The 22,653-nt window shown below is 64.7% G+C and carries 26 protein-coding genes; 12 read left to right on the top strand and 14 right to left on the bottom strand.

Going from position 1 to position 22,653, the window contains the following annotated elements; translation table 11 throughout:
• Positions 1 to 1,389: a pyridoxal phosphate-dependent decarboxylase family protein gene (locus tag CKO35_RS08825; RefSeq protein ID WP_200174830.1), complete on the bottom strand. Its 1,389-nt coding sequence runs from the start codon at positions 1,387 to 1,389 to the stop codon at positions 1 to 3.
• A 62-nt stretch (positions 1,390 to 1,451) separates the two neighbouring features.
• On the opposite strand from CKO35_RS08825, the gene CKO35_RS08820 reads away from it, so the two are divergent.
• Complete coding sequence (locus CKO35_RS08820; protein ID WP_200174828.1) at positions 1,452 to 3,104, top strand: alpha/beta hydrolase; 1,653 nt, start codon at positions 1,452 to 1,454, stop codon at positions 3,102 to 3,104.
• 10 nt (positions 3,105 to 3,114) lie between these two features.
• Here CKO35_RS08820 and CKO35_RS08815 read toward each other — a convergent pair whose 3' ends face one another.
• The 6 genes from CKO35_RS08815 to CKO35_RS08790 form a co-directional block, all read right to left on the bottom strand.
• Positions 3,115 to 3,588 (bottom strand): YaiI/YqxD family protein, encoded by a 474-nt coding sequence (locus CKO35_RS08815; protein ID WP_200174827.1) that lies wholly within the window; start codon positions 3,586 to 3,588, stop codon positions 3,115 to 3,117.
• Positions 3,589 to 3,759: 171 nt separating this feature from the next.
• Positions 3,760 to 5,298, bottom strand: a complete 1,539-nt coding sequence (locus CKO35_RS08810; RefSeq protein ID WP_200174825.1) for an MATE family efflux transporter — start codon at positions 5,296 to 5,298, stop codon at positions 3,760 to 3,762.
• Between the two features lie 83 nt (positions 5,299 to 5,381).
• Complete coding sequence (locus CKO35_RS08805; protein ID WP_200174823.1) at positions 5,382 to 5,729, bottom strand: hypothetical protein; 348 nt, start codon at positions 5,727 to 5,729, stop codon at positions 5,382 to 5,384.
• A 74-nt stretch (positions 5,730 to 5,803) separates the two neighbouring features.
• The gene (locus CKO35_RS08800; RefSeq protein ID WP_200174821.1) at positions 5,804 to 7,126 is read right to left on the bottom strand and encodes a hypothetical protein; all 1,323 of its coding nucleotides are present in this window, start codon (positions 7,124 to 7,126) and stop codon (positions 5,804 to 5,806) included.
• The gene (locus CKO35_RS08795; RefSeq protein ID WP_200174819.1) at positions 7,123 to 7,380 is read right to left on the bottom strand and encodes a DUF2249 domain-containing protein; all 258 of its coding nucleotides are present in this window, start codon (positions 7,378 to 7,380) and stop codon (positions 7,123 to 7,125) included. The genes CKO35_RS08800 and CKO35_RS08795 overlap by 4 nt, the downstream gene beginning before the upstream one ends.
• On the bottom strand, positions 7,377 to 7,817 hold the full coding sequence (locus tag CKO35_RS08790; protein ID WP_200174817.1) for a hemerythrin domain-containing protein: 441 nt from the start codon (positions 7,815 to 7,817) through the stop codon (positions 7,377 to 7,379). Before CKO35_RS08790 ends, CKO35_RS08795 begins: the two co-directional genes overlap by 4 nt.
• 173 nt (positions 7,818 to 7,990) lie before the next feature.
• Here CKO35_RS08790 and CKO35_RS08785 point away from each other — a divergent pair, with 173 nt between their 5' ends.
• The 3 genes from CKO35_RS08785 to trxA are packed head-to-tail and all read left to right on the top strand — an operon-like array spanning position 7,991 to position 9,614.
• The gene (locus CKO35_RS08785) at positions 7,991 to 8,620 is read left to right on the top strand and encodes a UbiX family flavin prenyltransferase (RefSeq protein WP_200174815.1); all 630 of its coding nucleotides are present in this window, start codon (positions 7,991 to 7,993) and stop codon (positions 8,618 to 8,620) included.
• Entirely contained in the window at positions 8,621 to 9,208 is a 588-nt protein-coding gene (locus tag CKO35_RS08780; protein ID WP_200174814.1) for an LON peptidase substrate-binding domain-containing protein, read from the top strand.
• 31 nt (positions 9,209 to 9,239) lie between these two features.
• Positions 9,240 to 9,614: a thioredoxin gene (gene trxA, locus CKO35_RS08775; RefSeq protein ID WP_200174807.1), complete on the top strand. Its 375-nt coding sequence runs from the start codon at positions 9,240 to 9,242 to the stop codon at positions 9,612 to 9,614.
• An 18-nt stretch (positions 9,615 to 9,632) separates the two neighbouring features.
• Here trxA and CKO35_RS08770 read toward each other — a convergent pair whose 3' ends face one another.
• The 4 genes from CKO35_RS08770 to thiD all read right to left on the bottom strand — a co-directional run bounded on the left by CKO35_RS08770 (position 9,633) and on the right by thiD (position 13,407).
• Positions 9,633 to 10,421, bottom strand: a complete 789-nt coding sequence (locus CKO35_RS08770; RefSeq protein WP_200174805.1) for a sulfite exporter TauE/SafE family protein — start codon at positions 10,419 to 10,421, stop codon at positions 9,633 to 9,635.
• A gap of 133 nt (positions 10,422 to 10,554) precedes the next feature.
• Entirely contained in the window at positions 10,555 to 11,838 is a 1,284-nt protein-coding gene (hemL, locus tag CKO35_RS08765) for a glutamate-1-semialdehyde 2,1-aminomutase (RefSeq protein ID WP_200174803.1), read from the bottom strand.
• Between the two features lie 116 nt (positions 11,839 to 11,954).
• Positions 11,955 to 12,590, bottom strand: coding sequence for a thiamine phosphate synthase (thiE, locus tag CKO35_RS08760; protein ID WP_200174801.1), 636 nt, complete (start codon positions 12,588 to 12,590; stop codon positions 11,955 to 11,957).
• Positions 12,568 to 13,407 (bottom strand): bifunctional hydroxymethylpyrimidine kinase/phosphomethylpyrimidine kinase, encoded by an 840-nt coding sequence (gene thiD / locus CKO35_RS08755; RefSeq protein WP_200174800.1) that lies wholly within the window; start codon positions 13,405 to 13,407, stop codon positions 12,568 to 12,570. Before thiD ends, thiE begins: the two co-directional genes overlap by 23 nt.
• Before the next feature lie 86 nt (positions 13,408 to 13,493).
• On the opposite strand from thiD, the gene CKO35_RS08750 reads away from it, so the two are divergent.
• The gene (locus CKO35_RS08750) at positions 13,494 to 13,658 is read left to right on the top strand and encodes a rubredoxin (protein ID WP_200174799.1); all 165 of its coding nucleotides are present in this window, start codon (positions 13,494 to 13,496) and stop codon (positions 13,656 to 13,658) included.
• Between the two features lie 55 nt (positions 13,659 to 13,713).
• Here the strand turns inward: CKO35_RS08750 and CKO35_RS08745 are convergent, their stop codons facing one another.
• On the bottom strand, positions 13,714 to 14,370 hold the full coding sequence (locus tag CKO35_RS08745; RefSeq protein WP_200174797.1) for a histidinol-phosphatase: 657 nt from the start codon (positions 14,368 to 14,370) through the stop codon (positions 13,714 to 13,716).
• A gap of 160 nt (positions 14,371 to 14,530) precedes the next feature.
• Here CKO35_RS08745 and CKO35_RS08740 point away from each other — a divergent pair, with 160 nt between their 5' ends.
• Positions 14,531 to 15,058: an RNA pyrophosphohydrolase gene (locus CKO35_RS08740; RefSeq protein ID WP_200174795.1), complete on the top strand. Its 528-nt coding sequence runs from the start codon at positions 14,531 to 14,533 to the stop codon at positions 15,056 to 15,058.
• Between the two features lie 48 nt (positions 15,059 to 15,106).
• Entirely contained in the window at positions 15,107 to 17,374 is a 2,268-nt protein-coding gene (gene ptsP / locus CKO35_RS08735) for a phosphoenolpyruvate--protein phosphotransferase (protein ID WP_200174794.1), read from the top strand.
• 24 nt (positions 17,375 to 17,398) lie between these two features.
• Here ptsP and CKO35_RS08730 read toward each other — a convergent pair whose 3' ends face one another.
• Positions 17,399 to 17,890 (bottom strand): peroxiredoxin family protein, encoded by a 492-nt coding sequence (locus tag CKO35_RS08730; RefSeq protein ID WP_242467108.1) that lies wholly within the window; start codon positions 17,888 to 17,890, stop codon positions 17,399 to 17,401.
• A 164-nt stretch (positions 17,891 to 18,054) separates the two neighbouring features.
• Between CKO35_RS08730 and argC the strand changes: the two genes are divergently transcribed.
• From argC to CKO35_RS08705, 5 genes are all read left to right on the top strand, one after another.
• Entirely contained in the window at positions 18,055 to 19,086 is a 1,032-nt protein-coding gene (gene argC, locus CKO35_RS08725; protein WP_200174792.1) for an N-acetyl-gamma-glutamyl-phosphate reductase, read from the top strand.
• Positions 19,087 to 19,090: 4 nt separating this feature from the next.
• Positions 19,091 to 19,849 carry a DUF6776 family protein gene (locus tag CKO35_RS08720; protein ID WP_200174790.1) on the top strand — a complete coding sequence of 253 codons (759 nt, stop codon included), beginning with the start codon at positions 19,091 to 19,093 and terminating at the stop codon, positions 19,847 to 19,849.
• On the top strand, positions 19,849 to 20,346 hold the full coding sequence (locus CKO35_RS08715; RefSeq protein ID WP_200174788.1) for a bactofilin family protein: 498 nt from the start codon (positions 19,849 to 19,851) through the stop codon (positions 20,344 to 20,346). The genes CKO35_RS08720 and CKO35_RS08715 overlap by 1 nt, the downstream gene beginning before the upstream one ends.
• 79 nt (positions 20,347 to 20,425) lie before the next feature.
• Positions 20,426 to 20,788, top strand: a complete 363-nt coding sequence (erpA, locus tag CKO35_RS08710) for an iron-sulfur cluster insertion protein ErpA (protein WP_200174786.1) — start codon at positions 20,426 to 20,428, stop codon at positions 20,786 to 20,788.
• A gap of 13 nt (positions 20,789 to 20,801) precedes the next feature.
• Positions 20,802 to 21,464 carry a tetratricopeptide repeat protein gene (locus tag CKO35_RS08705; protein ID WP_200174785.1) on the top strand — a complete coding sequence of 221 codons (663 nt, stop codon included), beginning with the start codon at positions 20,802 to 20,804 and terminating at the stop codon, positions 21,462 to 21,464.
• A gap of 10 nt (positions 21,465 to 21,474) precedes the next feature.
• On the opposite strand, the gene CKO35_RS08700 is transcribed toward CKO35_RS08705, so the two are convergent.
• Positions 21,475 to 22,587 (bottom strand): anhydro-N-acetylmuramic acid kinase, encoded by a 1,113-nt coding sequence (locus CKO35_RS08700; RefSeq protein ID WP_200174779.1) that lies wholly within the window; start codon positions 22,585 to 22,587, stop codon positions 21,475 to 21,477.
• Positions 22,588 to 22,653 lie beyond the last annotated feature (66 nt).

Genomic DNA, 22,653 nt, shown 5'->3' with positions numbered 1-22,653 from the left:
TTAACCGGACAGCAGCTCACGGACCGTCTGGCGCACCATCATCACATCCTCCCGGGTGCAGTCGAATTGTCCGACCTGTACCCGGATGACGAAGCGGCCCCCGTGCCGGGTCTGGGTGAGGTAGACTCGCCCATCGTCATTGATGCGGGTGAGCAGCGCCTCGGTGGCATCATCACCGGCCTTGAGGGCGAAGCTGAACAGGGAAAGGGCAGGGGGAGTGATGATCTCCACCTCCGGCAGTGAGGCCATGGTAGCGGCCAATTCTTCCGACCAGGCAATGTGGTTGCGGATGCGTTGGCGCAGGCCTTCCAGACCGTGGGCGCGGAGGGTGAACCAGATCTTCAGGGCCCGGAAGCGGCGTCCCAGGGGGACCGTCCACTCGTTATAGTTGGTGATCTCCGACTGTCCCAGGGTTTCCAGGTAATCGGGTCGCAGGCCCAGGGTGCGGACCTGGGGGACCGGATCGGCCAGGAACTGGATGGAGCAGTCCATCTGCATGCCGAGCCATTTATGGGGGTTGAAAACGATGCTGTCGGCACCGTCGATGCCTGCCCAGAGGTGGCGAAATTCCGGGCAGATCATGGCCGATCCCGCCCAGGCGGCATCCACGTGGGTAGTCAGACCGTGGGCCTTGGCCACCGTGATGGCATCCTGGAGCCGGTCGCTGGCACCGATGCCGGTGGCCCCCACACAGAGGATGACACCGGCCGGTCGGTGACCGGCGGCCAGATCGGCCCGAATGGCGCTGTCCAGGGCCGTGGTGTCCATGGCATGGTGCGCATCGGTGGGGATCTTCACCAGATTGTCCTGGCCGATGCCGGCGATGCGGACCGCCTTGTCGATGGAGGAGTGGACCTGAGTGGAGGCATAAAGCCGCAGGCGGGGCTGTGCCGTGAGTCCCGCTGTGTTGCCGTTCCAGGCCAGGGCCCGTTCCCGCATGGTGAGTATTGCCGAGAGGGTGGCGATGGTGGCGGTATCATGGATGGTGCCGGTGAAGTGGGGCGCCAGCCCCAGGGCATCGCGCAGCCAGCCGATCATCACGGTTTCCATTTCCGTGGCGGCGGGGGAGGTCTGCCAGAGCATGGCCTGGGCGGCCATGCCGTTGGCCAGCTGTTCTGCCAGCATGGAGGCGGGTGCGGCGTTGCCGGGGAAGTAGGCGAAGAAACGGGGGTGCTGCCAGTGGGTCATGCCGTCGGGTACGATCCGGGTGAAATCCTCGAAGATCGTCTCCAGGGGCTCGGGCTGTTCCGGGGCGGCTTCGGGCAGGCGGGCGGCAATGTCGCCGGGTTGTGTCCGTGCCCGCACCGGTCGGTTGCGCAGGCTGCTATGGTATTCGTGGGTCCAGTCGGCGGCGCGCTTGGACCATTGGCGCAGGTCGTCGTGATTCATCGGGGCTCCGGGGGCCTTGTGCAGGGGATTCTAACAAGGATATTCCAGAGTAAAGGATATTTATGGCTAAGCATAAAATCCGTGATTTCATCCTGGATCTGGCCAGGGGATTCTCCGTCGTCGGGCTGTTGGTGGGTACCCTGTTCTTTGCCTTTTCCCTGACCCCCAGCCTGGTGCCCCGCCCCTTCGGCATCCAGGGGCTGATCTCCGGGCTGTCCTTTACCGCCGGCTATGCCGTAGGCTTCTTCTTTCGCTGGCTGTGGATCTATGTGGAACTGCCAGTACCCCGGCGCCGTAACGAGCTGATCCTGAAGTCACTGGCGGCCCTGGCCTGCGCGGTGGTCGTGGTCACTTTCCTGTGGCAGGCCACCGAGTGGCAGAACACCTTGCGCGGGATCATGGGCATGGAACCCATCGGCGGCATGCCCACCGTGGCCATCGGTCTGATGACCCTGCTGATATTCACCGCGCTGCTGGTGGTGGCGCGCCTGTTCAAGTACACATTTTTCTTTCTTTCCAGCCGGTTGCAGCGCTTTGTCCCCGCCCATGTCTCCCACGTGGTGGGGGTGCTGGTCGCGGCCATGTTGTTCTGGTCCCTGATCGACGGGGTGATCTTCTCCCTGGCCCTGCGGGCGGCGGACAACTCCTATCAGCAGGTGGATGCCCTGATCCAGGACGATCTGGCCCGTCCCGAGGACCCCCTCAAAACCGGCAGCAGTGCTTCCCTGATCCCCTGGGCGGAACTGGGGCGCCAGGGGCGCAACTTCATCTCCTCGGGGCCTTCCGCCGGCGAGATCGCGGACTTTACCGGTGCCCCGGCCCTGGAGCCGATTCGGGTCTACGTGGGACTGAATGCGGCGGACACGGCCCGCGAAAGGGCCAGACTGGCCCTGGAGGAACTCAAGCGGGTGGGCGGATTCGAGCGTTCCGTGTTGCTGTTGGTGACGCCCACGGGCACCGGGTGGGTGGACCCGGCGGCCCAGGATACGGTGGAGTATCTGCACCGGGGAGATATCGCCACGGTGACGGCCCAGTATTCCTACCTGCCCAGCGCCCTGTCCCTGATCGTGGAGGGGGAGTACGGGGCCGAGATGGCCCGGGCCCTGTTCGAAAAGGTGTATGGCTACTGGACCGGGCTGCCCCGGGACGCCAGGCCCGCCCTGTATCTCCACGGCCTGAGCCTGGGGGCGCTCAATTCCGACCGTTCCTTCGATGTCTACGACATCATTCAGGACCCCTTCCACGGTGCCCTTTGGAGCGGCCCCCCGTTTCGCAGCGAAACCTGGCGCAAGGCCACCCAGGAGCGCGACCCGGATTCCCCGCCCTGGCTGCCCCGGTTCCGGGACGGCGCGGTGGTGCGTTTCATGAACCAGACCGGGGGGCTGAACGACGGGGCCGGTCCCTGGGGGACGTTCCGCATTGCCTATCTCCAGTACGCCAGTGATCCGGTCACCTTCTTTGACACCCATGCCTTCTTCCGCGAGCCGGAGTGGATGCTGCAGCCCCGGGGACCGGATGTGTCGCCGGATCTGCGCTGGTATCCCATTGTCACCATGCTGCAACTGGCGGCGGACATGGCGGTGGGCTCCACGCCCCCCGGGTACGGCCACACCTTCGCGGCCGAGCACTATATCGATGCCTGGCACGCGCTGACGGAACCCGGGGGCTGGTCGGCCGAGGATCTGGAACGCCTGAAGACCCTGTTTTCCCGCTGAGGCAGAGGTCTCACCGGCCGTTGATCCAGCGATCCAGCTGGTTGGCGAAGGCCTGGCGGTCACGTTGATGCAGGGCATCCGGGCCACCCGTCTCGATGCCGCTGGCCCGCAGGGTCTCCATGAAATCGCGCATCTGCAACCGTTCCCTGATGCTCTCCGGGGTATAGCGTTCCCCGCGCGGGTTGAGGACATGGACGCCCTTGTCGATCACCTCCGCCGCCAGGGGGATGTCCGCGGTGACCACCAGATCCCCGGCCCGGGCCTGACGGACGATTTCCTGATCCGCCACGTCATAGCCATGGCCGACCTGGATGGCACGGATGAACGGTGATCGCGGCACCCTGATGTACTGGTTGGCCACCAGGGTGACCGGGATGCGGGTGCGCTGGGCGGCGCGGAACAGGATGTCCTTGATCACGGCGGGACAGGCATCCGCGTCGACCCAGATGCGTTGACTTTGGGGCTGGGGGGTATCGGCAGGCATGCGGAGAGTATACGCCGTCTGGTTCAGGAGTCGTCCTCATCGGACTACCGGCCAGTGGTTATGCACATTTCACCGTGGCCTCTATCGATCCCGCGCTTGTTTGTCAAGCTGCAGGGAGCGTCTGATGGTTGTTTTTTAAGTAATTGAAATTAAATGACTTTTAAGGTTTGGTCATTTTTTGTTCAAATTGTTAGAGCCTGTGATGGGGCCTGCAGCCGGGACGGTTTCAGACATGCTTTCCACAAAGTTATCCACAGAATCTGTGGATAGGGCGGGATCGGGGCGGCTGATGGCCCGCAGGCGCAGTCCCAGCAGCAGGGCGGCGACGGTGAGGCCCATGATGAGTCCGATCCAGTAGCCATGGACACCCAGCGCGGGGATGGCGCCACCCAGGCCCCGGGTGGCCAGCCAGTGTCCGGCGGACAGGCCCACGGCCCAGTAGGACAGCAGCGTGATCATCATCAGGACACGGGTATCCTTGTATCCCCGCAGGGCGCCGGCCATGTTCAGCTGCAGGGCATCGGAGAGCTGGAACAGCACCGCCAGGAAGATCAGTGACAGGGCCAGTGACTGCACCTGGGTATCGTGGGTGTACAGGCCGATGACGGCCTCCCCCAGCAGCAGTAGAAAGACACCGTTGGCGAGGGCCGTCACCAGGGACACCACCACGCCGTTCCAGGCCACGAATCGCGCCTGTCGGGGGCGTCCCGCCCCCAGTGCGCGGCTGACCCGGACGGTCAGGGCCATTCCCAGGGCCAGGGGCAGGACGAAAATGAAGGAGGTGATGTTCAGTGCCACCTGATGCGCGGCCACGGTGATTTCCCCCAGGCTGGCCACCAGCAGGGCGATGAGGGTAAACAGGGTGACTTCCACGAAGATGGCGATGCCGATGGGCAGGCCCACGAACAGCAGTTCACCGATCAGGGCCGGGCGCGGCGGCGTCAGTCGTGACCACAGGGCCACCGGCCTGTAGACCGGGCTGCGTCGGGTGTGGAGCAGCATCGCCAGTCCCATGGTCCAGAAGGACAGGGCCGTGGCGATACCGCAGCCCAGGGCACCCAGGGCGGGCAAGGCTTCCAGGCCCGGGGGCGCCAGGGGGCCGAGCAGCGCCGCCACGCCGCCGCCGCCATGGATCAGCAGGAAGTTGGCGGGGATGTTGACCCCCAGGCCGATGAGACCGATCCACAGGGCCGGCCGGGTATGGCTCATGCCGTCGGAAAAGGCCCTCAGGGCCAGGAACAGGGCGATGCCCGGCATGCCCAGGGCAACACCCGCGAGATAATCGCCGGAGCGGGCGGCCGCCTCCGGCGGCACGTCCATCCACCGGAAGATGGGAGGGGCCAGTTGCAGGAGCATCAGGCCCACCAGGATGCCCATGGCCAGGCTCACCCACAGGGCCTGATGGACCCGGGCACGGATTCGCCGGGAATCGCCCGCCCCCAGGCGTTCGCTGACGATGGGGGTGAGTCCCATCAGGGTCCCCAGCATGAACAGCATCATGGGCATCCACAGGCTGGCTCCGACGGAGACGGCCGCCAGGTCGGTCGCGCTCAGACGACCGGTCATCATGACATCGGCCACACCCATGCCGGCCTGGGTGAGCTGGGCTCCGCAGATGGGCAGGGCGAGCAGGACCAGTCGCCGGGTTTCCCGGCCGCTGTGCCGAAGCCATGGGGGGAACGGAGTGTTTGCCGGACGGATCAGGGACATGTCACGTGGGGGCGGCCCTCGGCCGCGAACGGGGTGCCTTTGGGGGCATGGCCGGGGCATGGAATGCCGCCCCGGTATCGGGATCATTCATCCAGGGGGATGACATGCTCCGCTTGCAGGCGGCGGCCCTGATCCGGCGCGTGGCTGAAACGGCCCGTGACCCGGACTTTGCGGCCCAGGTGGGGGGCAATCAGGGCGTCGGGCTGGATGGCCACCCGGCGCAGCTGGGTATCCTCGATCCAGTAGTGGAGGGGGTCCTCCACCCGGCGGACGGTGCCCTCGGTGGTGATCAGGCGACCGTCATGGCTGGCCGGCTGGTTCACCAGCATCATCAGCGGCACGGTCTGGGGCGGTGTCGGGGCCTCGTTGCAGGCTGACAGCAGCCACAGCAGGGGGAGGACGGTGAGGGCCTTCAGGAGAGGCATGGGCATGGGATCACTTGCGAAAACGGAAAGAGAAAAACCTGTGGTCCGTACAGGGTACCAAAAACCGGCGCTGACGGCTTTCACCCGGTCGTCGTCCGGGGGGCATTCAGGCTGGCGCGATAGCAGCGGATGCCGGTGAACAGGTTCCAGCTCAGCAGGCCGTTGGAGGCGGCAAAGAGCAGCATCGCCGGAATCAGCAGGGCGGGCCAGGCCAGGGCCGTCAGGCCGGCGACGAGGGCCGCCAGGTGCAGGCGAAGCTGGAGTCGGGTCAGTCCCAGGGGGATGACCTCGTGCATGTTGGGGACCCGCATGGCGAAGTTGCCCGAGCCCATGCGGGTCTGGTTCAGATGCAGCCAGACCAGAAAGGGCACGATCTTGTACAGCATGCCGTTGATCACCGACACGGCAAATCCGGCCACGAACAGCCAGGCCAGCACCAGTGCCCAGACACCCCACAGGCCCCGGCCCGGGAGTAACTGGATCACCACCCAGACCAGTACCGCGGCCAGCAGCGAGACCATGCCGATGTGCCAGAAGCGAACCGTGACATCCGCGTTGCGGCGGCGACGCCTGGACTGCAGCCACAGGGTGATGCCGGCAAAACCCGCCATCAGGGCCGCCAGCATGCCACTGCCGGTCATGTTGATGACCTTGGCCGTGGCCGCCGGTACCGGCAGCAGGGCCGTCAGGGTCATCACGGCCAGAATGGCAAATACCAGCGGGGCATGCAGGCGGGCCGGCAGGACGGGGTACTCCGGTGTCATCTGGAACATGGGCACCACCTGATAGGCGGCGCCGGCCACCAGCAGCGCCACCCATCCCAGCAGGCCCCAGGCCAGGTGCAGGTCGGTCATGTGCCGGGGCAGGGGCCAGCCCAGTCCCAGATGGCCTCCGGCCAGCCAACCGCCCAGGGCCGCCGTGACCAGCAGGGCGATGACCGCCAGGGTCATGGCCTGGGTGGTGGGCCCCCGCGCCTGGCTGCGGGCCAGGGCGATCAGGGCGGTGAGGGTGAACACCCCCAGGCCGCCCAGCACCAGGACGCCGCCGACGGCGATCCAGGCGGGCCGATGCAGGGCCAGGCCGATACCGAGCAGGGGTGTGCCCAGGGTCAGCAGCATGAAGCTCAGGCGGCTGGTGATGGCGCCGCGGGGGACGGGAGAGCCGGCCACCACCGGCAGCATCTGCTGCATGGCACCGAACATGACCATGGCCACATAGCCCAGGACCAGCAGATGGGCGGCGCCGATCATGCCGGGCATCCAGCGCGATACCAGCACCTGCGGGCCGAGCAGGATCATCACCCCGGCAAACAGGACGCCGAACAGGGGGGCGACCGCCATGAACTGCAGGGGTACCCACAGAGGGGGCGCGCGGTCCAGGGACAGACGGGACAGGTTGATCATGCCGGGTCCTCCGGGGCGGGCTCGCCGGCGCGCCAGATCAGGATCTCGAAGGGGACATGGACCGGCGTCCGTACCTGCCACTGGAATCCCATGTCGCGCAGGATGGGATAGAGGGGGAAGGGTTCACGCCGGTGCCGCATGCAGAGGATCTCGCCCGGCGTCAGCCCGGGGAGCCGTTCCAGCACCTGCTCCATGGGTTCCGGGGGTGGCAGGTCACGCACATCCAGGACATGAAGGGGGCGCGGGCTGTTCACGGCTCCAGGGCCTTCACCTGCGCCATCAGTTCTCCGCGCTGGGTCTGCAGGAACCGGTCGGCCATGGGATAAAGGATCTGCTCTTCCTTGACGTTATGGAGCTGGATCATGGTCATGAGGGTTTCGATGACCCCGAGGGTGGTGTTTTCGTCCCGCTGATCCTTGGCGATGCGGATTTCTTCCATGAGGGCACGCATCTGATCGTGTTCCCGCCGCATGACCTCGGTGGGACCCATGGTGCCGCCGCTGACACTCTCGATGGCCGGGAAAAGCAGGGTTTCTTCCCGTTGCAGATGGCGCTCCATGTCGTGATGGAATTCCCGGAAGCCGGCGTCGGCCGCCTCCCAGTCCCCGTCGGCAATGGCGAATTCCAGGTCCGCCAGACGGTAGTCGCACTCCCGGTGGTCGGTGGTGAAGAAGTCCTGAATGGTTTCCATGCTGGGATGCCTTGAAAATGGAGGATTGAGCGCAAACTATCAGGCGGGATCGGGGTTTGCACTTGACCATGGTCAAGGCAGGCAACCACGCTGAAATCCGCTATGATGATCAGCTTGAGACGGGCTTGACCAAATGCCGTGTCCCCACACCATCCGTTGCACAGGAGTCCATCGTGGCAGAAACTCCCGGCACCGTGGCCCTGGCCTTCACCGGGGCCTCCGGGGCCCAGTACGGCCTGCGTCTGCTGGAATGCCTGATCCGGGCCGGCGTGCGCGTCTATCTCATGGTGTCCCGTCCCGCCCAGATGGTCATCAGCATGGAGACGGATCTGTCCATGCCCGGTCGTCCCCGGGAGATCGAGCAGTTCTTTTCCGAACGGTTCAATGCGGCCCCGGGCCAGTTGCGGGTGTTTGACCGGGAGCAGTGGACAGCGCCGGTGGCCAGCGGCTCTTCCCCACCCGATGCCATGGTCATCTGCCCCTGCACCACCGCCACCCTGGCCGCCGTCTCCGGCGGTGCCAGCCGCTCCCTGATCGAGCGGGCCGCGGACGTTGCCCTCAAGGAACGTCGTCGCCTGATCCTGGTGGTGCGGGAGACACCCTTTTCCGAGATCCATCTGGAGCACATGCTGCGCCTGACCCGCATGGGCGCGGTGATCATGCCGGCCAATCCGGCCTTCTATCATCGGCCGGAAGGGGTGGATCAGCTGGTGGATTTCGTGGTGTCGCGGATTCTGGATCATCTCCATGTCCCCAACGATCTGATCCGTCGCTGGGGCGCGGAGCCTGCCGGGGAGGAATGAATGGAGCTGTCGCTGTTTCCCCTCAATACCGTACTGTTCCCCGGCGGTGTCCTGCCGCTGCGGATTTTCGAGACCCGTTACATCGACATGGTGCGTCATTGTCTGCGCACCGACGCGCCCTTCGGTGTGATACTGATCCGGGAGGGGACGGAGGTGGCCGGACCGGCCGGTCCGGCCCGAATCCACGCCGTGGGGACCTGGGGACGGATCGTCGACTGGGATCAGCGTCCCGACGGTCTGCTGGGGATTACGGTTCAGGGAGAGGCCCGTTTCCGGGTGGAACGCACCTGGGTGCGCAAGGATGGGCTGATGATGGGGGAGGTCGCCGAACTTCCCACCTCCCCCGACGTGCTGCTGCCCCCCGAATTCCTGCCCCTGTCCGAACTGCTGCAGCGCCTGTTGCAGGAACTGCCGCCCCCTTACCGTGACATGAAGGGTGCATTCGACCGGTGCGGCTGGGTGGGTGGGCGCCTGACGGAACTCATGCCATTGGATCCGGACCAAAAGCAGGCGTTGCTGGAGATGGATGACCATCTGGCCCGCCTGTTCCACCTGCGTGATGCCCTTGTCGGCCTGCATCCGGGCTGACCCACACACCCCGAAGACCAAAGGAGCGGCCATGGCCGTGATCGAAATCACCCAGGACAACCTGGATGCGGCGGTAAAGAACAACGATACCCTGATCCTGGACTTCTGGGCCCCCTGGTGTGGTCCCTGCCGGGCTTTTGCCCCCATCTTCGAGGCCGCTTCCGAGCGTCATGACAGGGTGGCGTTCGGCAAGATCAACACCGAACAGGAGCAGCAGCTGGCGGCTATGTTCCAGGTCCGGTCCATCCCGACACTGATGGTCTTCCGCGAGCAGATCATCGTGTTTGCCCAACCGGGTATGCTGACGGCCTCCCAGCTGGACGAGGTGCTGGGCAAGGTGGCGGAGCTGGACATGAATGAGGTCCGCAGCCAGGTGGAAGCCCGGTCCCGTACGGGCGAGGCGTAGTCCTGTCGTCAGATCGGTTCAGCCCAGCAGCATGCGCAGACCCAGCAGCATCAGCAGGGCCGCAAAGAAACGCCGCACCAGCGTCACCGGCAGGCGATGGGTCAGCCATGCCCCCCAGCGGGCGGTGAAATAGCTGGCCAGGGCAATGCCCGCAAAGGCCGGCCAGTACACGTAGCCGCTACTGACATCCGGCAGGGCCGGGTTGCCCCAGCCATGGATGATGAAACCGGCCGTGCCCGCCAGGGCGATGGGCAGACCCGCCGCCGACGCCGTGGCAATGGCCTGGCGCAGATGGACGTTGAACCACACCAGGAACGGCACCGTCAGGGTGCCGCCGCCGATACCCAGCAGGGCGGAAACCCCGCCGATCACCCCGCCGCCGGTGCTCAGCACCGCCGTGCCCGGCAGGGGACGTCCGGCCTTGGGCGGCAGGTTCAGCAACAGATACAGGGCCACCAGGATCTCGAACACGCCGAAGACCTGGCGCAACAGTGTTGCGCTCATGAACTCGGCCAGGGTGGCGCCCGCCAGTGCCCCCAGGACGATGCCCGGTGTCAGGCGTCTGAGCACGTCCCAGCGCACGGCCCCGTGACGGTGGTGGGCGCGGGTGGAGGCAATGGCAGTGGGAATGATGGTGGCCAGGGAAGTGCCGATGGCCAGATGGGTGATCACGCCGGGATCCATCTGCTGGCGGGTGAACAGCCAGACCAGGACCGGAACGATGATCAGTCCTCCGCCCACGCCCAGCAGGCCGGCGATGACCCCGGTGAAGGCCCCCAGGGTCAGGTAGGTGGCGATCTCTCCCATGGGGCAGATTCTCCTGTGATACGGTCAACGCAATGGGCCGCCCTTCAGGGCGGCCCATTTGGATCCGGTGCCATGGGGACGGCATGGGGCCTTCAGGCCGGTGCCTGCCCGTGCGGGACCGGGTGTCTTCGGATCAGGCCAGGGCCTTGAAGGCGTCGGCGGCGGCCTTGATGGTGGCCTCCAGATCTGCCGCGCTGTGGCTGCTGGACAGGAATCCGGCCTCGAAGGCGGAGGGTGCCAGGTAGACGCCGCGATCCAGCATCAGATGGAAGAACTTGCCGAAACGGGCTACGTCGCACTGGCCGACCTGATGGAAGTTGGTCACTTCAGGCTGGTCGGTGAAGAACAGGCCGAACATGCCGCCCACCTGGTTGGCGGTCATGGGAATGCCGGCCTTCTTCGCCTCGCCCAGGATGCCGGAGACCAGGGTCTCGGTCTTGGCGGTCAGGTCTTCATGGAAGCCCGGGGCGGAGAGGATTTCCAGGGTCTTCAGGCCCGCGGTCATGGCAATGGGGTTGCCGGACAGGGTGCCCGCCTGATAGACCGGACCCAGGGGGGAGAGGAATTCCATCACCTGACGGCGGCCGCCGAAGGCACCCACCGGCATGCCGCCACCAATGACCTTGCCCAGGGTGGTGAGGTCGGGCTTGATGCCGTAATAGGCCTGGGCGCAGCCCAGGGCGACGCGGAAGCCGGTCATCACCTCGTCGAAGATCAGCAGGGCGCCGTATTCGTCGCAGACACTGCGCAGGCCTTCCAGGAAGCCGGGGGCCGGGGGCACGCAGTTCATGTTGCCGGCCACGGGCTCGACGATGATACAGGCGATCTCGTTGCCCACCTGGGAGAACACATCCTTGACCTGCTCCAGATCGTTGTAGCTGACGGTGAGCGTGTGCTCCGCCAGGGAGACGGGAACGCCGGGGGAGTTGGGCTCGCCCAGGGTGAGGGCGCCGGAGCCGGCCTTCACCAGCAGGGAATCGCCATGGCCGTGATAGCAGCCTTCAAACTTGAGGATCTTGTCGCGGCCGGTGAAGCCGCGGGCCAGGCGGATGGCGCTCATGGTGGCCTCGGTGCCGGAGCTGGTCATGCGCACCATTTCCATGGAGGGCACCAGTTCGCAGACCCGATCGGCCAGCTGGATTTCCAGCTCGGTGGGGGCACCGAAAGACAGGCCGTTGAGGGCGGCCTCGCGCACGGCGGCAATCACCTCCGGGTGGGCGTGACCGGCGATCATCGGACCCCAGGAACCCACGTAGTCGATGTAGCGCTTGCCGTCCGCGTCGTACATGTAGGCGCCCTGGGCGCGTTCGATGAAGATCGGGTCGCCGCCCACGCCCTTGAAGGCGCGGACCGGAGAGTTCACGCCACCGGGGATGTGCTTCTGGGCTGCCTGGAAGAGATCATGGGATTTTGTCATGGGGTGTGATCTTTCGCTGTGTTGGCTGGTGAATGGGGGCTGTCGCAAATAAAGCCCTACAAGATACTCGATACCGCCCGCCTTGGAAAATCAAAGCGCTGCAAACCTTGCGTGGGTCAAAAACGGGCGCCCAGGTCGGCGGCGGCGGCACGGATATCGGGAGCGGAGAACACGCCCTGTATCACCGCCAGCATGTGGGCGCCGGCCTGGATCACTGCGTCGGCATTGTCCTGGGTGATGCCGCCGATGGCGGTAATGGGGACGGCGAGCGACTGTCGGGCTTCACGGATCAGGCTCAAGGGGGCATGGACGGCGTCGGGTTTGGTGCCGGAGGGGAACAGGGCGCCGAAGGCCACATAGTCCGCTCCCTTCGCTTCGGCCCGGTGGGCCAGTTCCAGGCGGTTATAGCAGGAGACGCCGATAATCCGTCCGGGGCCTACCAGGGCGCGTGCGGTGGCGATTTCGCCGTCATTGCCGCCGATATGGACGCCATCCGCCTCCACCCGGGCGGCCAGCGACGCATCGTCGTTGACGATGAAAAGGGCGTGATGGCGTCGGCATAGCCGGCACAGTGCCCGGGCTTCGGCCAGGCGGCGGTCATGGTCCTGTGTCTTGTCCCGATACTGGAGGATGCGGGCGCCGCCGGCCAGGGCCGCCGCGGCCTGCTCAATCAGGGTGTCGCCGGCGTCCTGGGGGGTGATCACATAGAGTCCGTGCAGCCGGGCATGTCTAGAAGTGGGCGGTGTCGTCATCGGCCGGATCTTCATTTTCGGGGTCGTCGCCGGCCCAGAACAGGCGATTGGGAATGAGTTGCCCCATGCCCAGCCGCTGGGCCCGGTCCAGGGTGTGCCAGGTATAGGTGAGGGCCTCGTGGACGGCGGAAGCCGGGTCGATGCCCTGGGCGAGCAGGGCGGCGATCGCCGCCGAGAGGGTGCAGCCGGAACCGTGATATTCACCGGGCAGGCGGTCCACCGGGTAGGTTTCCAGGCGGCGGTGGTTGCCGTAGAGCACGTTCTGCACCCGCGCGGTGTTTTCATGGGTGCCGGTGATGAGGACATATTCGCACCCCTGTTCCAGCAGGAACATGGCGCAGGCGTCCAGGGTATCGCAGCCCTGGGCCAGTACCCGGGCCTCCGGGCTGTTGGGGGTGAGCAGGGTGGTGAAGGGCAGCAGCAGGCTGTTGATGGCATCCACCATCTCCTCCGTGGCCAGGGCGGTGCCGGCCCCCGAGGCCAGCACCGGGTCCAGCACCACCGGCAGGTCCGGGTAGTCGGTGAGCAGGGTATGGATGGCCTGTACGCCCTCGACGGAGCCGATCATGCCGATCTTGACCGCGGCCACCGGCATGTCTTCCAGTACGGCCCGTGCCTGCTGGACGATGAGTTCGGCATCCAGGGGCGCGATGCCGATGACATCGGAGGTGTCCTGCACCGTGATCGTGGTGATCACAGACACGGGATGGCAGCCCATGCTGAGGATGGATTCGATGTCGGCCTGGATGCCGGCGCCCCCGGTGGGGTCGTGTCCTGCCAGGGTCATGACGACGGGAACCGGTGAAGTGGCGGTCATGGTAAGCTCTCAGTGGGTAATCCATCAGAGTGTATCACTCACTCGGGCCATGCCCGGGATATCGCACCAGTGGAGGTCGGTTTGCCGTGAAGACTTATCAATGCGTGATTTGCGGATTCGTCTATGACGAGGCCAAGGGGTTGCCGGATGATGGGATTGCACCGGGGACTTCCTGGGAAGATGTGCCTGATGACTGGGTGTGCCCTGAGTGTGGCGCGGAGAAATCGGATTTCGAGGAGATGGCGGGCTGACGAGGGAGTCCGGGGCCGCAGGCCGGCCTGTCGTCAGGCCGGCGTCAAGGGCCTCTCAGCGCAGGGAGATCTGCCGCCAGCCCCGTTCTCCGGCCGTGGCGGTGAGCTTCTCGTCACCGTCCACCACCACCGGGTTGTCCACCCGCTCCAGCAGCGGCAGGTCGTTGTGGGAGTCGCTGTAGAACCAGCTCCCCCCCATGTCCAGCGCCGGTTGCCGTGCCAGCCACTGTTCCAGACGCTTCACCTTGCCGCCCTGGAAGCAGGGTATCCCTTCCAGTTCCCCTGTATAGGCGCCGTCTCTAAATTCCGGCTCCGTGGCAAGCAGGTTGTCCACCCCCAGGGCCTCGGCGATGGGCTGGGTGACGAAGCGGTTGGTGGCAGTGATGATCACCAGGGTGTCGCCGGCCTCCCGGTGCCGGTCCAGGACCTCCGGGGCTCGGGGTGCGATCAGGGCGCGGATGCGGGTTTCCATGAACTCCTCGCGCCAGGCCAGCAGGTCTTCCAGGGCGTTGGCCGCCAGCGGCGAGAAGGAAAAGCGGCAGAATTCCAGGATGTCCAGGGTGCCGGCCTTGTAGGCCTCGAAGAACTCCAGGTTGCGGGCCTTGTAGGTATCGGCGTCCACGATGCCGCGATCCACGAGGAAACGCCCCCACTCGTAATCGCTGTCTCCCGCCAGGAGGGTGTTGTCCAGGTCGAACAGGGCAAGGCTCACCGCGTGTCTCCTCATCGTTGGCTTGTTTGAGCCCGGCATTCTACATCAGCCCGGCACGGGCAAGGCCATCATGCCGGAAGCTTGCCCTGGAGCATTTGCCGATCGGCCTCGCTTGTGGAAAAATGCAATACATGGACCAGCTTCCGAGTGACCTCGTTAAGTGATTGATTGTGATGGCTATAGGCCCAATGTCGGTATCATCCTGTGCAATCGGGATCGCCGCCTGTTCTGGGCCAAGCGCATCGGGCAGCAGGCCTGGCAGTTTCCCCAGGGGGGGATTCGTCGGGACGAGACGCCGGCGGAGGCCATGTACCGGGAACTGGCAGAGGAAACCGGTCTTGAGCCCGTCGATGTGGAAGTCATCGGTTGCACCCGGGACTGGCTGCGCTATCGTCTGCCCAAGCATCTGATACGGCGCCGATCGGGGCCGGTGTGCATCGGCCAGAAACAGGTATGGTTTCTGGTGAGACTTTTGGGTGATGACAGTCGTGTGCGTCTGGACGCCGCGCCCCATCCGGAGTTTGATTCCTGGTGCTGGGTCGATTACTGGCACCCCATGCGTGAAGTGGTGTTCTTCAAGCGCCACGTGTATCGTCAGGCACTGCGAGAACTGGCGCCGTTGCTGTTCCAGGAAAAGGATGTGCCTTCCTATCCAGCCGAGCGGCGCTACCGCCCCCGCCGGCTCTGAGCCAACCCGGGTCGCGGCGGCGGCCCCCTGTCCCGGCAATTCTTTCCCATGCTCCATGTTCTCAGACGCATCGTTCTGGAGGTAAGCGCCGCCGACAACCTGACGTCGGCTCTGGGCATTATCGTCCGAAGGGTTAGACAGGAGCTGGATATTGATGTCTGCTCCGTCTATCTGAGCGAACCCGGCGGTCAGCGGCTGTTACTGATGGCCTCCGAGGGCCTCAACCCCGACTCCGTCGGTCATGTGGAGATGTCCGCCGGCGAAGGCCTGGTGGGTCTGGTGGCGGAACGGGCAGAGCCGGTCAATCTGGAAAACGCCCCCGATCACCCTCGCTTCAAGTATTTCCCCGAGACCGGTGAGGAACGTTATCACGCCTTTCTGGGCGTGCCCATCGTGCATAACCGGCGTCTGCTGGGGGTGCTGGTGGTGCAGCAGCGGGAACGCCGGCGTTTTGATGATGAACATGTGGCCTTTCTTATCACTCTGGCAGCGCAGTTATCCGGGGCCATCAGCCATGCGGAACTGATCGGCGAGGTGGGGCGGCAGCGGGAATCCACGCCGCAGGAAAACCTGCAGATCACCGGTATTCCCGGCGCGTCCGGCGTGGCCGTGGGGCAGGGTGTGGTGGCTTATGCATTGGCCGATCTGGATTCCGTGCCTGATCGGGATGCGGAAAACGTCAATGAAGAGGAGCAGACCTTCCGCGAGGCGGTGCGGGCGGTTCAGGATGAACTCAAGGAGATCAAGCACCGCATGCAGGATGTATTGCCGTCGGAAGAACTGCTCCTGTTCGATGCCTACGTGATGATGCTGGGCAGCGACAGCCTGGTGAACGGTACGGTGGATCGCATCAGGGCCGGGAGCTGGGCCCCTTCGGCGCTCAGGGACACCGTGCGGGAGAGCGCCCGGGCCTTCGAGGACATGGATGATCCCTATCTGAGCGAAAGGGCGACCGATGTCAGGGATATTGCCCGGCGCATCCTCATGCGTCTGCAGTCCCATGTCCGTCGTCCGGAAGACTTTCCCGAGCGTACCATCCTGCTGGGGGAGGATGTGACTGCCACGCAGTTGGCGGAGGTCCCGACGGATCGCCTGGCCGGAGTGGTTTCATCCAAGGGGACCGGCTCTTCCCATGTGGCGATACTGGCCCGGGCCATGGGGATCCCGGCGGTGATGGGGGTATCGGATCTGCCGGTGGGGCGCCTGGAAGGCCGTCAGATCGTGGTTGATGGTTACCGGGGCAGCCTCTATATTCAGCCCAGCCCCGAACTGCTGGAACAGTTCAAGCACCTGCAGGAAGAGGAGCAGGAACTGGCGGAAGGTTTGCGGACCCTGGCCCAGGAACCGGCCATCACCCTGGATGGCCACGAGGTTCCGGTGTATGCCAACAGCGGCCTGCTGGCGGATATCGCCCCTTCCATTCAGTCGGGTGCCGATGGCATCGGTCTCTATCGTACCGAAGTCCCCTTCATGATCCGGGAGCGCTTTCCCGGGGAGGACGAGCAGACGGAGATATACCGGGAGGCATTGATGTCCTTCAATCCCCGTCCGGTGACTCTCCGTACCCTGGACGTGGGAGGGGACAAGTCCTTGCCCTATTTCCCCGTGGTGGAGGACAACCCTTTCCTGGGCTGGCGCGGCATCCGCATCACTCTGGATCACCCGGAAATCTTCCTGACGCAGTTGCGCGCCATGCTGCGCGCCAGCCAGGGTCTTTGCAATCTGCACATCCTGTTCCCCATGATCAGTTCCCTGAGCGAACTCAAGGGTGCCATGCAGTTGCTGCAGCGGGCCCGGGATGAGCTTCTGGACGAGCATTACGTGATCCCGGTGCCGCGGGTGGGGGTGATGGTGGAGGTGCCCTCGGCGGTCTACCTGGCGGAGGCAATGGCACGGAGAGTGGATTTTCTTTCCGTGGGTACCAACGACCTGATTCAGTACCTGCTGGCGGTGGATCGCAACAATGCGCGGGTGGCGGACCTTTACAACGCCCTGCATCCGGCGGTGCTGCACGCCCTGAGCCACGCGGCCCGGGGGGCACACCAGGCCGGCAAGCCCATCAGTGTCTGCGGCGAGATGGCCGCCGATCCTGCCTCGGTGATCCTGCTGCTGGGGATGGAGATCGATTCGCTCAGTGTGAACGTGGCCTCCCTGTCACGGGTGAAGTGGGTGATCCGGAGCTTTTCCCGGGAGCGGGCCCGGGAACTGCTCAATCAGTGCATGACCATGGAGGAGCCGGCGGCGATCCGGGCTCTGCTCAACAATGCCCTGGTGCAGGCCGGGCTCGGGGGGCTGGTGCGGGCCGGCAAGACCTGAGCTTTTGGCCTTTGCCGCCGGTGCTTACAGCCACCGGGAGAGATGGCGTTCCACTTGCTGCCAGTCCATCTCCCCCACCTTCTGGTAGACGATGCGCCCGTTGGGCGCGATCAGGAATGAGGTGGGGGTCAGGCGCACGTCGCCGAAGGCCGCGGCCACCTCGCCGGTGGCATCCAGCCCCACGGTGTAGTTGATGCCCCTTCTTCGGGCCATTTCCGCCACCTGTTCCGGCGGGTCGTAGGCCATGGCCACGCCGATCACCTTCAGGCCCCGCTCATGGTAACGGTCGTGGAGTTCCCGCAGATGGGGGATTTCCTGCACGCAGCTGACGCAGGTGGTGGCCCAGAACGTGATCAGTACCGGCCGGCCTTCCAGCGAGGCCAGGTCCACCCGGGATTGATCCAGGGTCGGCACCACCACCCTGGGCATGGGACGCAGGCCTTCCGGCGCCAGCCACAGGGCCAGCAGCCCTCCGAGCAGCACCATCACGAAGGCGCCTATCAGCAGATCTCTCATTTTCATCTTCATCGGGGGCGTTTCCGTGTTGCGAAGGGCAGGGTCGTATCTTACACGGCCATGTTCGATCTTAAACCGGTGGTCATGGGCATGTATGATGAGTCCCCTGATCGGGGGTATCATGCCCCGTATAGAATGTTTCACAGCTGACCGGAGATGAACGGGTGATAAGGGCAGGCATTGTCGGGGCCACCGGGTATACGGGTGTTGAATTATTGCGGCTGTTGCTGGCCCACCCGCAGGTGGAGCCGGCGATGATCACTTCGCGGGGCAACGCCGGTGAACCGCTGGAATCCCTGTTTCCGAACCTGCGCGGGCAGGGGGCACTGGTGTTCCAGGAGCCTGATGTCGGCGCTCTGTGCGATTGCGACGTGGTCTTCTTCGCCACGCCCCACGGAGTGGCCCATGCCATGGCCGGTGAGCTTTTGTCCAGGGGGACCCGTGTCATCGATCTTTCCGCCGATTTCCGTATCAAGGATCCGGAACTTTGGAGTCGGTGGTATGGCCAGCCTCACGGAGCCCCCGAACTGCTTGATGAAGCGGTTTACGGACTTCCGGAAATCCATCGCGCGCAGATCGCCGAGGCTCGCCTGATTGCGGTCCCGGGTTGTTATCCCACGGCTATCACCCTGGGATTTCTGCCCTTGCTGGAGCAGGCGCTGGTGGATCCCGCCCGTCTGGTAGCCGATGCCAAGTCGGGCGTCAGCGGTGCCGGCCGCAAGGCCCAGACCGGCTCGCTGCTGTGTGAGGCTTCTGAAAACTTCAAGGCCTATGCAGTGCCGGGGCACCGGCACCTGCCGGAGATCCTGCAGACGCTCTCCGGTGTGGCCGGGTTACGGCCGGGTTTGACCTTTGTGCCCCATCTGGTGCCGATGATCCGTGGCATCCTGGCCAGCCTCTATGCCACGCTGACCCGTACCGATGCGGATCTGCAGGCGCTTTACGAAGCGCGCTATGCCGGGGAGCCCTTTGTGGACGTGCTGCCCGCGGGTGGTCATCCTGAGACCCGGAGTGTCCGCGGCACCAATCTGTGCCGCCTGGCGGTGCATCGACCCGGCGGTGGCGATACGGTCGTTGTGTTGTCCGCCATCGACAATCTGGTGAAAGGGGCATCCGGCCAGGCGGTTCAGAACATGAATCTCATGTTTGGATTGCCGGAGACGCTCGGTCTGGAATCCATCGCCGTGCTGCCCTGAAGCCATGGTCAGGCGGCGGGTTCATGCCGGCTATTACCACGCCGGGCAGCGGCGCCCCTGGTGGGTGTTGCTGACGGCGGTGCTGCTGTTGTTGGTTGCCCTGTCGCTTTCGTCGTGGCAGGCCTATCGGCTGGGTCATGAACGTGGCTTGCTGTATGGACAGCAGGGCCCGGATCTGCAGGTTGCCGAGCTGACACCCCGGTACAAGGACCTTGAAGCCGCACACCGCCAGCTCAGGCAGCGACACGCCGTCCTGGAAAGGGAACTCATGATCGAGCGCGAGGCTTCGGCGCAGGTTCGCGAGTCGATCCATGAGATGGAGCAGCGTATCTATCACCTGACGGAAGAACTGGATTTTTACAGGAACATCATTTCTCCCGAAGACCTGGACCGCGGGCTGCATATCCAGAGGGTCCGGCTGGAGCCGGACCCGGATAATCACGGCCATTACTTCTATCAGGTGGTACTGACCCAGGTGCAGGGCAGTCAGGTGGTGGAGGGCGTCCTTCGGTTTGAACTGGAAGGACGTGATGCCGGCGAGCAGGTGCGCGTTGATCATGCCGTCATCTCGCCGGATCAGGCCCAGGGCAGTGGTTTTTCCTTTCGATACTTTCAGGTGCTTGATGGGCGTCTGGTGTTGCCTGAACGGCTGTTGCCTGAACGGTTGATCATTCGGGCCGAGCCCAGTGGCAGTGGGCTGCGCGTCACGGAGCAGTCCATGCCCTGGCAATCCCTTTTCAATCTCGGTGGAGGCAATCCCTGATGTGGTCCCGTCGCAAGAAACTCAAGCCCGCCCGGGTGGATACCGTCGTGGGGCGAAATACCGTCATCACCGGTGATGTCAGATTTTCCGGAGGCCTGCACCTGGAGGGTACGGTCCGCGGTAACCTGCTGGCTGAAGATACATCCCAGGACTCCATCCTGGTGCTTAACCAGGGGGCCTTGGTGGAGGGCGATGTCAGGGTCCCGCGGGTAATCATCAATGGTGCTGTGGAGGGCGACGTCTATGCCTCGGTTCATGTGGAGCTGGCCCCCCATGCCCGGATTCGCGGCAATCTGAATTACACTCTGATGGAAATGGCCGTTGGAGCCGAAGTCAACGGCAGTCTGGTCAGGCAGTCCGAAGATCCCTTGCGTCTGGAGCATCTGGACGTGCCCACAGACAAGGGGCGCAGTGATCCGGAAAGGAAGAAGGGTTTGCGCCAGAGCGGACCTGGGCCCGAGGCGGCCTTGCCGGAGTCGACAACCAAGGATTCTTGACCGTTTCCGTAAGCCAATGATAGCGTAGCGGAATCGCCCACCCCGGGCTCCAGACAGCGACCATGGAGAAGCAGACAAGATGAGCGCAACCCAAACCAGTACCGATGCCATGCCCAGCCCGCTGGTATTCACCGATTCTGCGGCGGCCAAGGTGAAGGCCCTGATCGACGAGGAAAATAATCCCGAGCTGAAACTGAGGGTTTTTGTCAGCGGTGGCGGCTGTTCCGGATTTCAGTACGGTTTCACCTTCGATGAGGAGGTGAATGAAGGTGATACCACCGTGGAGAAGGGGGGTGTGACCCTGCTCATCGATCCCATGAGCTTCCAGTACCTGATGGGGGCCGAAATCGACTACACGGAGAGCCTGGAAGGGGCTCAGTTCGTGATTCGCAACCCCAATGCCACCACCACCTGTGGTTGCGGGTCTTCATTCTCCGTCTGACGGGCGTGTCGGCATGAATCTCCCCCGGTTGCTTGCCCTGATCCGTTTCGGCTGGTATCGCATGATGGCCCAGTTGGGTCATGACACCGGCCGTTTCAATGTCGGTTACATGTACGCCAGAGGCCAGGGGGTCCGGCAGGATGATGCCGAGGCGGTCCGCTGGTACCAGATGGCGGCCGGGAACGGAGACCTCAATGCCCAGACCAACCTGGCGCTCATGTATGTCCAGGGACGGGGCGTGGACAAGGATGAGGTCCAGGCCCTGCGCTGGTACCGGCAGGCGGCGGAACAGGGCAGTACCCGTGCCCAGTGCAATCTGGCCTATCTGTACCTGCACGGCATCGGCACGGATCCGGACGAGGCCCGGGCCGCCCACTGGTATCGGGTGGCGGCGGACCTGGAAAACCCCGCGGCCCAGTCCGACCTTGGGGTGCTGTATGCCAATGGCCGGGGTGTTCCCCGGGATCTGGTTCAGGCCTACATGTGGACGCAACTGGCCGCATTTCAGGGCCATGCCCAGGCCGAGGAGAACCTAGGGCAGTACGCCGCCGACATGTCACCGGAACAGATCGAGACGGCCCGCCGGCTGGCCCGGGACTGGGATGCCGAGGCCTCCTCGGCCCAGGCCCGGTCGATGGCGGCGGGGCCGGTGGCCGAGCCTGCCCGGGAGGGCTGATCCGTTGCCGTCACGGGGCATGAATGCCCCCCAGCATCACGTTTCTGGATGCCCCGGTCACTGCGGGCAGGTTTCCCGTCCTGCCCTGCATTCTCTCCCTGGCCAGCCAGGCAAAGGCCATGGCCTCCACCCAGTCCGGATTCAGGCCATGGTGGCCGGACGATTCCACGATGCAAGGTTCCAGCAACGCCCGCAGACGTGACATCAGGGCGCCGTTGTGGGCGCCACCGCCGCAGACGATCACCCTCCCGATCCCGGGTGCATGAGTCTCCATGGCTTGCGCGATGCTCACGGCCGTGAATTCCAGCAGGGTTCGTTGCACATTCACGGCCGACATATCCGGGCAGGCCGCCAGATGAGCCTGCAGCCAGGCCGGACTGAAGTACTCCGTCCCGGTGCTTTTGGGTGGCGGCATGGCCAGGTAGGGGTCTGCCAGGCACCGCGCCAGCAGCGCCTCCATCACCTCTCCCTCCATGGCCCATCGTCCGTCCTCATCGTGGTGCACGGGGTGATGGCGGCGGATCCAGTGATCCATCAGGGTATTGGCGGGTCCGGTGTCAAAGCCCTGAACGGGGCTGTGGGCCGCGGCGGGCAGGGTGGTGATGTTGGCGATGCCGCCCAGGTTGAGAACCACCCTGTTCTCCCCTGAATGATGCAGCATGGCCCGATGAAAGGCCGGTACCAAAGGCGCACCCTGGCCGCCGACGGCCATGTCGGCGGTACGAAAATCTGCCACCACGGTGAGTCCGGTGGCCTGGGCGATCCGGGCCGGACTGCCGATCTGCAGGGTGAAGGGCGGATTCGCGTCCGGTCGGTGACGGACCGTCTGTCCGTGGCTGCCGATGGCCGTGATGGTGGCGGCGGGTACCTGCGCCTGTGCCAGCAGGGTGAGTGCCGCTTCGGCCATCAGGTCGCCGGTCATGGCGTCAAGCCGCCCGAATTCATCCAGGTCACCGCGCCAGTCCGGAGCCGCCAACCGTTTCAAGTCCGTGCGCAATGATTCCGGGAAGGGATGTGCAATGCCTGTCAGGCAATGGAGGCCGTTTGCGTCAAATTCAACCAGGACCGCGTCCACGGCATCCATGCTGGTGCCGGATATCAAGCCGATATAACGTTCAGGCATATTGTGCTCTCGCGCAGTGTGTTCAAGCATGTGGCCGTGTGCCCGGCCTCTTCTTTGGTTATCATC

It is taken from the genome of Ectothiorhodospira shaposhnikovii, assembly GCF_016584105.1.
Lineage (GTDB): Bacteria > Pseudomonadota > Gammaproteobacteria > Ectothiorhodospirales > Ectothiorhodospiraceae > Ectothiorhodospira > Ectothiorhodospira shaposhnikovii.
This window is presented reverse-complemented; position numbering and strand designations above follow the sequence as displayed.

Coding starts and splice junctions, on each gene's coding strand:
- CKO35_RS08790 (WP_200174817.1), bottom strand. CDS start 7,817: ATGGAAACCATTCAGGACTTCTTCACCACCGACCACCGGGAGTGCGAC.
- CKO35_RS08720 (WP_200174790.1), top strand. CDS start 19,091: ATGGTCAGGCGGCGGGTTCATGCCGGCTATTACCACGCCGGGCAGCGG.
- CKO35_RS08800 (WP_200174821.1), bottom strand. CDS start 7,126: ATGATCAACCTGTCCCGTCTGTCCCTGGACCGCGCGCCCCCTCTGTGG.
- CKO35_RS08810 (WP_200174825.1), bottom strand. CDS start 5,298: ATGTCCCTGATCCGTCCGGCAAACACTCCGTTCCCCCCATGGCTTCGG.
- CKO35_RS08705 (WP_200174785.1), top strand. CDS start 20,802: ATGAATCTCCCCCGGTTGCTTGCCCTGATCCGTTTCGGCTGGTATCGC.
- erpA (WP_200174786.1), top strand. CDS start 20,426: ATGAGCGCAACCCAAACCAGTACCGATGCCATGCCCAGCCCGCTGGTA.
- CKO35_RS08820 (WP_200174828.1), top strand. CDS start 1,452: ATGGCTAAGCATAAAATCCGTGATTTCATCCTGGATCTGGCCAGGGGA.
- CKO35_RS08770 (WP_200174805.1), bottom strand. CDS start 10,421: ATGGGAGAGATCGCCACCTACCTGACCCTGGGGGCCTTCACCGGGGTC.
- CKO35_RS08805 (WP_200174823.1), bottom strand. CDS start 5,729: ATGCCCATGCCTCTCCTGAAGGCCCTCACCGTCCTCCCCCTGCTGTGG.
- CKO35_RS08700 (WP_200174779.1), bottom strand. CDS start 22,587: ATGCCTGAACGTTATATCGGCTTGATATCCGGCACCAGCATGGATGCC.
- CKO35_RS08780 (WP_200174814.1), top strand. CDS start 8,621: ATGGAGCTGTCGCTGTTTCCCCTCAATACCGTACTGTTCCCCGGCGGT.
- CKO35_RS08815 (WP_200174827.1), bottom strand. CDS start 3,588: ATGCCTGCCGATACCCCCCAGCCCCAAAGTCAACGCATCTGGGTCGAC.
- CKO35_RS08730 (WP_242467108.1), bottom strand. CDS start 17,890: ATGAGAGATCTGCTGATAGGCGCCTTCGTGATGGTGCTGCTCGGAGGG.
- CKO35_RS08825 (WP_200174830.1), bottom strand. CDS start 1,389: ATGAATCACGACGACCTGCGCCAATGGTCCAAGCGCGCCGCCGACTGG.
- CKO35_RS08715 (WP_200174788.1), top strand. CDS start 19,849: ATGTGGTCCCGTCGCAAGAAACTCAAGCCCGCCCGGGTGGATACCGTC.
- ptsP (WP_200174794.1), top strand. CDS start 15,107: ATGCTCCATGTTCTCAGACGCATCGTTCTGGAGGTAAGCGCCGCCGAC.
- hemL (WP_200174803.1), bottom strand. CDS start 11,838: ATGACAAAATCCCATGATCTCTTCCAGGCAGCCCAGAAGCACATCCCC.
- thiD (WP_200174800.1), bottom strand. CDS start 13,407: ATGACCGCCACTTCACCGGTTCCCGTCGTCATGACCCTGGCAGGACAC.
- trxA (WP_200174807.1), top strand. CDS start 9,240: ATGGCCGTGATCGAAATCACCCAGGACAACCTGGATGCGGCGGTAAAG.
- thiE (WP_200174801.1), bottom strand. CDS start 12,590: ATGACGACACCGCCCACTTCTAGACATGCCCGGCTGCACGGACTCTAT.